10 protein-coding genes are annotated in these 12,730 nt (G+C 33.1%); 8 read left to right on the top strand and 2 right to left on the bottom strand.

Annotation, left to right across the window (positions count from 1 at the left end; translation table 11 throughout):
- Positions 1–23 precede the first annotated feature (23 nt).
- A complete protein-coding gene (locus tag IEV84_RS06485; protein ID WP_188493476.1) occupies positions 24–1,148 on the top strand; it encodes an ABC transporter permease in 1,125 nt (374 codons plus the stop codon).
- Here the strand turns inward: IEV84_RS06485 and IEV84_RS06490 are convergent.
- Entirely contained in the window at positions 1,145–4,078 is a 2,934-nt protein-coding gene (locus IEV84_RS06490) for a PAS domain S-box protein (RefSeq protein WP_188493477.1), read from the bottom strand. The genes IEV84_RS06485 and IEV84_RS06490 overlap by 4 nt on opposite strands.
- 152 nt (positions 4,079–4,230) lie before the next feature.
- Here IEV84_RS06490 and IEV84_RS06495 point away from each other — a divergent pair, with 152 nt between their 5' ends.
- From IEV84_RS06495 to IEV84_RS06510, 4 genes are all read left to right on the top strand, one after another.
- Entirely contained in the window at positions 4,231–4,806 is a 576-nt protein-coding gene (locus IEV84_RS06495) for a Crp/Fnr family transcriptional regulator (RefSeq protein ID WP_188493478.1), read from the top strand.
- Positions 4,807–4,875: 69 nt separating this feature from the next.
- On the top strand, positions 4,876–5,316 hold the full coding sequence (locus tag IEV84_RS06500) for a carboxymuconolactone decarboxylase family protein (protein WP_188493479.1): 441 nt from the start codon (positions 4,876–4,878) through the stop codon (positions 5,314–5,316).
- Positions 5,317–5,489: 173 nt separating this feature from the next.
- Positions 5,490–6,860, top strand: coding sequence for a glycoside hydrolase family 28 protein (locus tag IEV84_RS06505; protein ID WP_188493480.1), 1,371 nt, complete (start codon positions 5,490–5,492; stop codon positions 6,858–6,860).
- Between the two features lie 14 nt (positions 6,861–6,874).
- Complete coding sequence (locus IEV84_RS06510) at positions 6,875–8,299, top strand: family 43 glycosylhydrolase (protein ID WP_188493481.1); 1,425 nt, start codon at positions 6,875–6,877, stop codon at positions 8,297–8,299.
- A 53-nt stretch (positions 8,300–8,352) separates the two neighbouring features.
- Here the strand turns inward: IEV84_RS06510 and yaaA are convergent, their stop codons facing one another.
- The gene (gene yaaA / locus IEV84_RS06515) at positions 8,353–9,111 is read right to left on the bottom strand and encodes a peroxide stress protein YaaA (protein ID WP_188493482.1); all 759 of its coding nucleotides are present in this window, start codon (positions 9,109–9,111) and stop codon (positions 8,353–8,355) included.
- 375 nt (positions 9,112–9,486) lie between these two features.
- On the opposite strand from yaaA, the gene nhaA reads away from it, so the two are divergent.
- From nhaA to IEV84_RS06530, 3 genes are read left to right on the top strand one after another with little or no spacing between them, the layout of a single operon-like run.
- On the top strand, positions 9,487–10,644 hold the full coding sequence (gene nhaA, locus IEV84_RS06520; RefSeq protein WP_188493483.1) for a Na+/H+ antiporter NhaA: 1,158 nt from the start codon (positions 9,487–9,489) through the stop codon (positions 10,642–10,644).
- The gene (locus tag IEV84_RS06525; protein ID WP_188493484.1) at positions 10,644–11,954 is read left to right on the top strand and encodes a TIGR00341 family protein; all 1,311 of its coding nucleotides are present in this window, start codon (positions 10,644–10,646) and stop codon (positions 11,952–11,954) included. The genes nhaA and IEV84_RS06525 overlap by 1 nt, the downstream gene beginning before the upstream one ends.
- A 30-nt stretch (positions 11,955–11,984) precedes the next feature.
- Positions 11,985–12,593, top strand: coding sequence for an alpha-ketoglutarate-dependent dioxygenase AlkB family protein (locus IEV84_RS06530; RefSeq protein ID WP_188493485.1), 609 nt, complete (start codon positions 11,985–11,987; stop codon positions 12,591–12,593).
- Positions 12,594–12,730 lie beyond the last annotated feature (137 nt).

Below are 12,730 nucleotides of genomic sequence, written 5' to 3' on the forward strand. Positions count from 1 at the left end.
GATTGACTTTAAAACCTACGATTTTGAAAACCATATTATTCATCATACAAAAAGAGTTCCGCCAAATCTTTAGAAATAAAGCGATGTTGCCTATTCTCTTTGTATTGCCTTTTGTCCAATTACTGATTTTATCCAATGCGGCCAGTTTTGAAGTAAAAAACATTCGCTTTTCTTATATTGACCAGGACCATTCCAAAGCTTCAAGAGAATTAATCAGTAAGTTTCAAGCCTCTGATTATTTCAACATTGTTGAAAATTTTGCTTCTAAAAAAGAAGCCAACCTTCAAATGCAAAAAGGGAAAGTCGATGTTATTCTCGAAATCCCAAATCATTTTGAACGCAATCTTTTAACCGATAAAAAAACAAATTTATCCGTAAGTATTAACGCCATTGACGGTGCTGCTGCCGGAATTGAAAATGTGTACATCAGCCAAATCATCAATAGTTTCAATCAAAAAATAAGAAGCCAGCTTTATCAATACAACGATGCTTCTTACATTCAGCCACAAAGCATTATCAGTATTCCTTCTTTTTGGTACAACAACACCTTAAATTACAAAACACTGATGGTTCCCGGAATTTTAGTTTTACTGGTTACTATGATTTCCTTGTTTTTATCGGCTATGAATATTGTCAGGGAAAAAGAAATTGGAACATTGGAACAAATTAATGTAACACCTATCCGAAAACACCAATTCATCATTGGTAAATTATTTCCGTTCTGGGTATTGGGATTGGTAATTCTGACCGTTGGATTGCTTATTGCCAAACTGGTTTTTAATATTCCTATCCTAGGGAATATTGGTCTTATTTACCTTTTTACTTCTATTTATTTATTGGTAGTTCTGGGCATTGGCTTATTAGTTTCAAATTATACTGAAACTCAACAACAAGCTATGTTTATCGCCTGGTTTTTCATGGTGATTTTTATTTTGATGAGCGGATTATTCACTCCTATAGAAAGTATGCCCGACTGGGCACAACAAATCACTTTGTTTAATCCTATTCGTTATTTTGTGGAAATCATCCGGATGGTGATGCTAAAAGGAGCTACTTTTTCTGATATTACTAAACCTTTTTCTATTATTGTTTTTTATGCTATTATTATCAATAGCTTAGCGGTTTGGAGCTATAAAAAAAACAATTAATCCATTAACCATTTGTTGAGTACAATTTCTAAATCGGATGGGATAATGGGTTTGGTAATATAATCATTCATCCCTGATTTTAAGCATTCTTCTTTTTCCTCGATAAATATTCCGGCTGTCAGAGCAACAATGGGTGTAAAGGTGTTTTCTTCTATTTTTCTAATTTCATAAGTAGCTTCGAAGCCATTTTTATTTGGCATTTGGATATCCATCAAAATAATATCAGGCTGCTGGATTTTGTATTGTTCAATAGCCTGTTCTCCGTCAAAAGCCTCTAGAATAGAACAATCAGGAATAATTTTCTGAATCAGTGTTTTAGCCAAAAACATATTAATTTTATTATCTTCAACAATTAACACTTTTTTGCTTCCTGGAATAGGCTTTACTTGCATCATATTTTTTGATTTTGCTTGGAGTTGATTTTTAGAATTCGATTTTCTTAAAACAATACAAAAATAGAAATTACTTCCTTCTCCGGGTATACTTTCTAATTCCAATTTTGAATCCATCAACTCTAACAGTTGATTCGAAATTGCTAATCCCAGTCCGGTTCCCCCAAACTGGCGACTTGTTGAATTGTCTTCCTGTACAAAAGAGTGAAAAATTTTGTCACGGTTTTTTGGATTAATACCTATCCCCGTATCTTTTACCGAAAAACGAAGATGAACAAAATCGGTTTCTACGGGCAATACTACTTCAATATCCAATTGGATTTTGCCTTTTTGAGTAAACTTTATCGCATTGCCCAGTAAATTGACCATTATCTGTTTTAGTCGCAAAATATCAACAAAAACAAACTCAGGAACATTCGAATCGATATTCAAAATCAAATCAATTTGTTTTTGTGTGGCCTGATATTTAAACAATGCAATCACCTGATTAGCCAATGCCAACAAATTGATTTCCTCAATTTTAAGTTCTAATTTCCCTGCCTCAATTTTAGAAAAATCCAAAATATCGTTCACAATATCCATTAAAGTTGTAGCCGATTCATTGGTTGTTAACATGTATTTTTGTTGCTTTTCATCTAATTTTGTTTCCATTAACAACGAAGTAAAACCTATAATTCCATTGAGCGGTGTACGAATTTCATGACTCATATTAGCTAAGAAATCCGTTTTATATTTATTTGCGGCCTCGGCTTGTTCTTTGGCATTTTTAATTTCAAAATCCATCAGTTTTTGCTCGGTAATATCTATAAAACTAATTACTGCTTCTTCAATATTTCCTTTTTCATCCAAAATTGGAAATCCGTTAACTAATACCCAAACAACATTGTTATTATCCGAATGTAAAATGCCCAGAGTAACATTTTTAATAGGTTTTTTAGATTTTATAATCTGACTTATGGGGAAATCCTGAGTTACCATAAGCGAATTATCCTCGTTTATAAATCTTAATTCAAAATTACTAACATCACTCTGCAATAAATTATCAATTCCTCTTCCTAATAATTCAGATGCTTTTTGATTACACATAATTATTGAAGAATCAGGTGCATGAACCACAATCCCTGCACCTAAATTATCCAATAAACCACTATATCTTTCCTGACTTTTCAGCAACGCTTCATCTGCCAATTTAGCATCGGTAATATCTCTGGAGATAACTATAAAATGTTGCTCTTTTCCTTCATCCTCTCTCATGGGAGCTAATGATAGTTCAAACCAAAAAACGCCGCCATTTAACACCAGCGAATATTGTTTCCCTCTGGAAAAACCTTTTTCATGAGCTTCTTTTAAAGCCGAAAAACAAACCGAGGCAGCATCCTCAGGTAAAACATCTTTTACATTTTTTCCAATAAATAATGTGGGAGGCATTAACAGCATTTCATTATTAGGAGAATGGTAATTGAAAATTTTTCCTTCCAGATTGATTTCAAACATCATATCCGGAATTGCTTCAATTATTGCTTCCATCTTTTTGCTGGTCGTAATAAATCTGTTTTCCGCTTGTTTGCGCTCAGTTATATCAGTAATAGTCCCGATAAATCCTATAATTTGATTATCAGCATCCGTCTCGGGAGTGGCCTGACCTATTACCCAAACAATTGTTCCGTCAGGCTTAATAAACCGGTATTCCAACAATGATTTTTCTCTGTCCTTAACTACTTTTTTCCATTCAACATACAATTTGACCTGATCATCCGGATGAATAGCTAAATACCAGCCGCTCCCCATGGATTGCTCAAAACTTATTCCTACAATTTGCGACCAACGCTGGTTGACATAAGTAGTAGCTCCCGTTAAGTCGGTTCTGTAAATCCCCACCGGAGATACTTCGGTAAGAGTATGAAATCTTTTTTCGCTTTGAGCAACTGCTTCTTCAGCACGTTTTCGCATTTTTTCTTTTTCAAAAAACTCTAAAGCAAAAGTGACATCGGAAGCTGCGTTGTCTAACAATTGAATTTCTTCATCGTCAAAAAAATTTTTCTCTGCTGCATAGATTACAAAAACACCTATAACAGTTTCAAACATTTTAATAGGTATAGCCATAACTGACAAAAAGCCCTTTTTTAATGCTTCATTTCGCCAGGGTTGCATAACAGGATCATCTTCAATTGCATTGCACACCTGATATTTTGCTGTTCGCATGGCTATTCCCGCAGGTCCGTTACCTCCTTTTTGCACCGGACTAAGTGAAATACTTTTAATGATTGACAAATAATCCTGATGGTCACCTCCCACACTCACAGGAAGCACCTCTTTAGTTTCTGGATTAATTAAACCAATCCAGGCCATTTTAAACTTTCCAACTTCGATAGCAACATCACAAACTTCCTGAAACAACTGCTTTCTATCCTGGATACGAACAATTAACTGATTGATTCTACTAACAAAAAGATACAAGCGTTTAGCTTTATTCATCTTTTGTTCCTGATTTTTTATCTTAATTAATAATTCGTCATGAGTAGTTTTTTTTTCTTTCATACAATCAAGTATAAGTCAAGGTATTTACTGATAAATATACTCATTTGGAATTAAAAAAAGTCGCGGACATTAACAAAAAATATAGCGCTAAAACTATTTTTTATACGTAAATTTGGGAATCTACTGTTGTAAAAACACTTTTTTTAAAACTAATGTTCGAAATTTTTAGACTTCACCTGCAAAAGTTTATTCAAATCAACGAAGATGAATTTACTGCCATCACTCCTTTTTTTAAAATTATTCAGGTGCGAAAAAAAGAAAATTTATTGATTGAAGGTGCTATTTGCAAATCGCATTATTTTGTGCTTGAAGGTTGTTTGAGGAAATTTTTCATCAACGATAAGGGTGTTGAACAAACCACCGAATTCGCCATCGAAAACTGGTGGATTACTGATAATATTGCTTACGAACGTGGATTGCCAACAACTTTTTACATTCAGGCAGTAGAAAACGCTAAAATATTGGTCATTAACCGTGATGAACAAGAGAAATTATTAGAGCAATTTCCTAAAATGGAACGCTATTTTAGATTTATTTACCAAAGGGCTTATGCTGCTTCGCAAATGAGAATAAAATATTTATATGATTTTACTAAAGAAGAATTCTACGAACAGCTTTGTAAAAGCCAACCCGAATTTGTTCAGCGCATTCCACAATACCTCGTTGCTTCTTTTCTGGGATTCTCTCCGGAATATTTAAGCGAAATCAGGAAAAAAAAGCGTTCTTAAACCAGTTTAAGTTTTTACTGTTTTCTATTGCAGAAATTTGTTCTATTAAAAATTATAAAAATTAAAAATATGAACACAAGAGTAAACATCAACGAAACAGAACCTCAGGCTTTTAAAGCCATGTATGCTTTAGAAAACTATTTAGCATCTACCCAATTATCTAAAAATCAGAAAGAATTAATTAAAATTAGAGCTTCACAAATTAATGGCTGCGCTTTTTGTATCGATATGCACACCAAAGACGCTCTAAAATACGGCGAAACAACGCAACGCATTTTTCTGTTAAATGCCTGGCACGAAACCCAATTGTTTACAGAAGAAGAAAAAGTAATTTTGGCTATTACCGAAGAAATCACTTTGATTACTAACAAAGGATTATCTGATGTGACTTATGCAAAAGCAGAACAGTTTTTTAACAGAAATCAAATTGCCCAAATTATTATGGCAGTTGTTACCATCAATGCCTGGAACAGAATTGCTGTAAGTACGCAATTGGAACCGGCTCAGTAAAAAGTTAATTACTATAAAAAAAACAGCTCGATTAAAGAAATTTAATCGAGCTGTCTGCTTTTAAATCAGGACACTTGTGCAAGTAGCATTATATATATTTGCTTATTCTGTGAATACAGTTGGAATACTTTTGCTATTTCATCGCTTTTTATAATTAACCAAATAACCAATAAATGAAAAATTTAATTCTGTGTGCCTCTTTAATTCTTTCACTTTCTGTTCATGCTTTTAAAATTGACCCTCCGAAAGTCGCTCAAAAAGAAACTAAAGTCAAAGCACCTTTTGGAACCACTAAAATTAAAACACCCGATTTTAGCCAATGTGCCACATTCCTAATCACCGATTTTGGTGCCGTAAAAGGAGATCAGGACAAAACCAGCCAGGCCATTGCCAAAGCTATTGATGCGGCAAACAAAGCCAGTGGAGGAACGGTTATTATTCCCGAAGGTGAATGGCTTACCGGAAAAATTCATTTTAAGAGTAATGTCAATTTGCATTTAAACAAAGGCGCTTTATTACTTTTCTCTGATAATCCGAAAGATTATTTACCTGCGGTACATTCTACTTGGGAAGGGCTGGAATGCTATAATTATTCGCCATTAATTTATGCGTATCAATGTAAAAACATTGCCATTACCGGAGAAGGCGGAATCAAAGCTAAGATGGATTTTTGGAAAAAATGGGCCGGTCGTCCTAAAGGTCACATGGAAAGTTTGAAAAGATTATATAATCTTTCAGGTCAGAATGTTCCTGTTGAACAACGTATAATGGTGAATGATACGGCAAATCTTCGTCCACAGTTTATTCAGTTTAACCGAAGCGAAAATATTTTATTAGATGGGATTTCAATCACAAATAGTCCGTTTTGGACCGTTCACACCTATCTTTCTAAGGATATTATTATTCGAAATCTAAACATCTACGCACATGGTCACAACAACGACGGCTTTGACCCTGAAATGAGTCAGAATATTTTAGTCGAAAACGTCACTTTTGATCAGGGAGATGACGCTATTGCTGCAAAATCAGGCAGAAATCCGGAAGGATGGCGTTCTAAAACTCCAACGAAAAACTTAATTATTCGCAACTGTACCATAAAAAACGGACATCAATTATTAGCCGTAGGAAGTGAATTATCGGGCGGAATTGAAAATGTTTTTATCGATAACTGCGAAGTTTTAGACGGAGCAAAAATGTTTAATCTGGTGTTCATTAAAACCAACGAACGTATGGGCGGTTATGTTAAAAACATTCATGTTCAAAACATTAAAGGAAGTAAAATGGATTTTGGAGTACTGGGCATCGAAACGGATGTTTTGTACCAATGGAAGAATTTAGTCCCAACAATTGAACGTCGCCTGACTCCTATTTCAAATGTTTACCTAACTAATGTAAGTGCTAAAAACGTACAGTTCATTTCCAGAATTAAAGGAGAAAAAGAATTACCAATCAAAAATATTTACCTTAAAAATGTTACTGCAGAGAGTATTCAGGGAAGCGAAAAGCATATTAATGAGAATTTGATAAATTTTAAAATAAAGTAATCCAAACGTATTCCATGTTTCAAAAAAACTATAAAAACACCATTCTAAGAGTAGCTTTTTTTATCATTTCTTCTTTGGCTACGGCTCAAAAAAGTAATGTTGATGCCATTTATTCCGGAATTCCCTGGTTTGACCAGAATAAAAATACAGTAAGTGCCCGTGGAGCTAACATTGTAAAAGAGAACGGTAAATATTATTTATTTGGTGAATACAAGAGTGATTCTATCATTGATTTTACAGGTTTCAGTTGTTACTCTTCTGATGATTTATACAACTGGAAATTTGAAAACATAGTCCTTCCAGTTCAGGAATCAGGAAAAATAGGACCGGGTCGCATTGGCGAAAGACCTAAAGTAATGAAATGTCCTAAAACCGGCGAATACATCATGTATATGCACACCGATGATTTAAAATACAAAGATCAATGTGTGGGCTATGCCACCTCAAAAACAATCAATGGTATATATACTTTCCAAGGTCCCATTTTGTTTAATGGTCAACCAATTAAAAAATGGGACATGGGGACTTTTCAGGATACTGACGGCAGTGGTTACATTATTACTCATTCCGGTAATCTGTACAAACTAAGTGATGATTATAAAAGCGTAACCGAACAAATTGTAAAAGACATGACCGGACAATGTGAAGCTCCGGTTATCTTTAAACATGATAACACCTATTTTTGGTTAGGTTCCAGTTTAACTTCCTGGGAACGCAATGATAATTATTATTTTACAGCCACTTCATTAAAAGGACCATGGAAATCACAAGGATTTTTTGCTCCAAAAGATTCGCTTACCTGGAATTCACAAACCACATTTGTACTTCCTGTCACAGGTTCAAAAGAAACTACTTATTTGTTTATGGGTGATCGTTGGGCTTTTCCACATCAAAAATCAGCTGCAACTTATGTCTGGCAGCCTTTAACGGTTAAAAACGATTCTATTTATTTACCCGATTACAAGGAAAATTGGCAAATTAACCTGAAAACCGGAGAATGGTCCACTCTAAAATTAAAAGGACAGATTATACCAAATTCAGATACAAAAAAAATAAAGTATTCTTCTAATTGGAAAACACAAGCATCAGTAAAAGATGCTTTTTCTGATAGTAGTTCTAATGTAAAAGGAGCTTCTTTTTCGGTAAATTTTAAAGGTTCACAAATTGGTTTATATGGAGTAGCCCGACCAAACGGCGGTTATGCCCGGGTTGAAATTCAAAATGCTAATGGAAAAACAATTCAATCAAATCTTATCGAAATGTATTGTAAATACCCGGAATCATCCTTAAAATACCTAAGTCCAATTTTGAAAAAAGGCAATTACAAACTAATTGTAACCGTATTAGGAAAACATGGCAACTGGTATAAAAAAGACGGAACAGAATTTGGAAGCACCGGAAATTTTGTTTCGCTTGACAAAATAGTTGTTAAAAATTAGATTATAATTACAAAAAACATCCCCAAATCTGTTGAAAGTTTTGGGGATGTTTTTTATCGTGTAAAAACCAGATGATTTCCTTTGGATAAATTGGAATCAAATTGATAGCCTTCATAATTAAAGCCTTTTAAATCCTCAATGGTTTCCGCTTGTGTATCGATAATGTATCGCACCATCATTCCTCTTGCTTTCTTGGCAAAAAAACTAATCATTTTTAATTTTCCATCTTTATAATCCTTAAAGTCAGGAGTAATTACAGGCACTTTTAAAGCTTTGGTATCAATTGCCGAAAAATATTCGTTGCTGGCTAAATTGATAAACAATTCGTCTTTTTTTAATTCTTTATTTAATGCGTTAGTCAAAGTTGTTTTCCAAAATTCGTAAAGATTCTTTTTGTCATCAATAGGCAATTTGGTTCCCATTTCCAATCGGTAAGCCTGCATTAAATCCAAAGGTTTTAAAATCCCATACAAACCCGATAAAATTCTTAATTTATCCTGCAGCAATTCGAGTTTTTCAACAGGAATGGAATATGCATCTAAACCGGTATAAACATCTCCATCAAAAGTATAAACGGCAGGTCGGGCATTTTCGGGAGTAAAAGGTGTTTTCCACTCTTTATTGCGCTGCCAGTTTAAATCAGCCAGTTTATCTGAAATAGACATCAATTCTGATAAATCTTTAGGCGATTGTTGTTTCAATACTTTATGAACCTGTCTGGATTCTTTTAAAAATGAAGGCTGCGTAAACTGGGCTGTGGGTAATTCTTTTTCAAAATTTAGCGATTTAGCGGGTGATATTACTATTTTCATCTATATGCAATTTGCTGGAGTTATTTTATTCTATTCAAAAATACTAATTGAAAACAAATTAATGAACCTGAATTAAAATTGTTTTAAGAAAAGCAGGCATTAGCAACGAAAAAAAATCATAACAAACTTATTATAAACAAATTAAAATCCCCATGATTATTACACACAATTTTACACAAAAAATATTAACACAAGATTGATGAAAAGCAGATATATTATTTACTGTTTTCTATTTTAAAAAAGTAAAAGAAATGTGATTTCTATAACAAGTCTTTACTTTTAATTTTGTTATTTTTGCTTATTCCTACATTTTTACTAATTATACTAGTAAAAAAAGTCTCTTTTTTACCTAAATGACAATTAATCTAAATACGAATGAGAATATCAATTAAACGCCTTTACAAAACAGAACTTTTTAAAGATTTTTTTGAAAATGAAAAATCCAGCGGACTTATTTTAATAGGTTGTACTCTGATTTCATTATTACTAGCCAACTCTTTTTTATCAGACCAATATTTACATATCTGGCACATGAAAATAGGAACTGAAAGTCTTGAATATTGGATTAACGATGGTTTAATGACTATTTTCTTTTTATTAATTGGATTAGAACTGGAACGCGAAATTTACATTGGCGAATTATCTAATATTAAAGAAGCTTTATTACCTATTTTTGCTGCCTTAGGTGGTATGCTGATTCCCGCCGGAATTTATCTGATTTTTAATTACGGAACAGCTACACAATCAGGCGCAGGAATCCCAATGGCAACTGACATTGCTTTTGCTTTGGGTGTTCTTTCATTATTAGGCAATCGGGTGCCTTTATCGCTGAAAATCTTTTTAACGGCACTGGCTGTTATTGACGATTTAGGAGCAATTTTAGTAATCGCATTCTTTTATACCAGTACTATTTTTTGGACTAATTTAGCTGTTGCTTTAGGTATTTTATTGTTTTTATTTATCTTAAATCGCCTGAAAGTTCATAACCTAATTCCTTATCTTATAGGAGGAATTGTTATGTGGTATTTTATGCTACATTCAGGAATCCATGCCACTATTACCGGCGTATTATTAGCATTTGTAATTCCTTTTGGAGATGGAACGAAAAATACCATTTCGTATAGATTACAGCATTTTTTACACAAACCGGTTGGTTTTATAATCCTTCCTTTATTTGCTTTGGCTAATACTGCTATTGTTCTGAGTTCTGATATTGTAGATGCTCTAAATTTAGATTACAGTAAAGGAATTATATTAGGTTTAGCAATTGGAAAACCAATAGGAATTACTTTGTTTAGCTTTTTGGCTGTTGCAATTGGTTTTTGTAAATTGCCTGAAGATTTGAATTGGAAAACCATTATTAGTGTAGGTTTTCTGGGCGGAATAGGTTTTACCATGTCCATTTTTGTGACTTTACTGGCATTTACAGACCATCACATTATTAACAACGCTAAATTTATCATTCTGATTTCGTCATTAATTGCAGGTTTGGTTGGCTTTACATTACTAAAACTGAATTTAAAGAAAAAATAATGAGTCACTTAATAAACAAAATTATAGCCTACATTAATCTAAATAAGGGAGAAGAAGATAAATCCAAAGTTTTAGATAATGTCAAAGCAAATATATCATTCAGAGGTTCAAATCTATGGATTTTAGCCTGTGCTATCGTAGTAGCCTCTGTAGGTTTGAATGTCAATTCTACGGCTGTAATTATTGGTGCAATGCTTATTTCTCCTTTAATGGGACCTATTGTTGGAGCAGGATTTGGACTTGGAATATATGATTTTGGATTATTAAAAAGATCTCTAAAAAACCTCTTAATAGCTACTATTGTAAGTTTATTAGTTTCTGCTATTTATTTTTATATCAGTCCGTTTAAAGAGACCCAACCCGAACTTTTATCCAGAACATCTCCTAATATTTATGATATTCTTATTGCTTTCTTTGGTGGTTTAGTTGGCGCAATTGCCATCACCAGAGTAGAAAAAGGAAATCCTATCCCCGGAGTTGCTATTGCTACGGCTTTAATGCCTCCTTTATGTACAGCAGGCTACGGACTGGCAACTGCAAATTATAAATTCTTTTTGGGAGCATTGTACCTCTACTCGATTAACTGTATATTCATCTGTATTTCTACATTTTTCATTGTCAAATTTTTAGATTATCCTATAAAAAAACAATTGGATGAGAAAAATCAAAAAAAAGTAAAATATTCTATTACTTTCCTGCTAATCATTTTTATTATTCCCAGTATTTATTTTGCCTATCAGTTATTTGAAGAAAAAAAATACAAACAACAAATTACTCTTTTTACCGAAAATGAATTTACCAACAAAGGTATCACTATAGTTTACCAAAAAACAAAATTCAATAAAAATCCTAAAACTCTGGAATTAGGTTTTCTTTCTAAACGTTTTACGGCCGAAGAAATCAGGGAACTCAATAACAATTTGAAAAATTACGAATTATACAATACCAAACTCATCATAAAACAAGACACGACTGATTTAAAGAATGATATTTTAAATGAAATTAATTCTAATAAGTCAGCTTTAAGTCAAAAAGATATTACTATCCTAAATTTGAGGAAACAAATTGAGGCTAACCGATACGAAAACAAAGCATTATTAGCCGAAATAAAGATTTTATTTCCTACTATCGAAAATGTATCTGTTTCCAATCATCGTTTTAATGAAAATACCGATAGTCTAAAAGTTATTCCGGTACTTATTTATGAAAGTAAAAAAGAGATTTCGACATCTGACAAAACAAAATTAATACTCTGGCTGCAAAAACGATTATCTAAAAAACAATTCGAAATTTACCGCCAAAACGAATAAAACGCTTGGTATTTAAAAACTTTAATAATCATGGATCTGTTTCATCCTGAATTTAACCCAAATATTAATCTATTGCCCAAAGACGGGACTGTATTGTACTATGGGAAAATCATGAATAATACTCAAGCAGATTACTTTTTTAATCGATTATTAGAAAATATCGAATGGAAAAATGACGAAGCGATTATTTTTGGGCAACTCATTACTACCAAACGAAAAGTAGCCTGGTATGGCGATACTAATTTTAAATACAGCTATTCTAAAATCACTAAAGAAGCGCTCTTTTGGACTTCGGAACTGAAAGAATTAAAAGCTTTGGTAGAAGAAAAAACCGGCGAAACTTATAATTCCTGTTTACTTAATCTCTACCATGATGGCAGCGAAGGTATGGCCTGGCACAGCGATGGCGAAAAAGATTTGAAGAAAAACGGAGCGATTGCTTCATTGAGCTTTGGTGCTCAGAGAAAATTTGCTTTCAAGCACAAAACCACCAAAGAAAATGTTTCACTAATCTTAGAACACGGAAGTCTTTTGGTCATGAAAAACCAAACGCAAACCCACTGGCTGCACCACCTTCCTCCTACTACAAAAATCAACAAACCCAGAATTAACCTGACTTTTAGAACCATCGTTTCATAATAAATTGTAATTTTTAAGAAGAGCTAAACCTTATTCAAATAAAAACCTACAAAAAACACTTAAAAACAATCCCTTGTTTAAGGAAAACAACTAATAAACAACGCTTTTATTTTGTTTTTCAACAGACCTTTAGTATC

This window comes from Flavobacterium palustre, from assembly GCF_014639535.1.
Taxonomy (GTDB): Bacteria; Bacteroidota; Bacteroidia; order Flavobacteriales; family Flavobacteriaceae; genus Flavobacterium; species Flavobacterium palustre.

Coding starts and splice junctions, on each gene's coding strand:
- IEV84_RS06495 (WP_188493478.1), top strand. CDS start 4,231: ATGTTCGAAATTTTTAGACTTCACCTGCAAAAGTTTATTCAAATCAAC.
- yaaA (WP_188493482.1), bottom strand. CDS start 9,111: ATGAAAATAGTAATATCACCCGCTAAATCGCTAAATTTTGAAAAAGAA.
- IEV84_RS06505 (WP_188493480.1), top strand. CDS start 5,490: ATGAAAAATTTAATTCTGTGTGCCTCTTTAATTCTTTCACTTTCTGTT.
- nhaA (WP_188493483.1), top strand. CDS start 9,487: ATGAGAATATCAATTAAACGCCTTTACAAAACAGAACTTTTTAAAGAT.
- IEV84_RS06525 (WP_188493484.1), top strand. CDS start 10,644: ATGAGTCACTTAATAAACAAAATTATAGCCTACATTAATCTAAATAAG.
- IEV84_RS06510 (WP_188493481.1), top strand. CDS start 6,875: ATGTTTCAAAAAAACTATAAAAACACCATTCTAAGAGTAGCTTTTTTT.
- IEV84_RS06500 (WP_188493479.1), top strand. CDS start 4,876: ATGAACACAAGAGTAAACATCAACGAAACAGAACCTCAGGCTTTTAAA.
- IEV84_RS06530 (WP_188493485.1), top strand. CDS start 11,985: ATGGATCTGTTTCATCCTGAATTTAACCCAAATATTAATCTATTGCCC.
- IEV84_RS06490 (WP_188493477.1), bottom strand. CDS start 4,078: ATGAAAGAAAAAAAAACTACTCATGACGAATTATTAATTAAGATAAAA.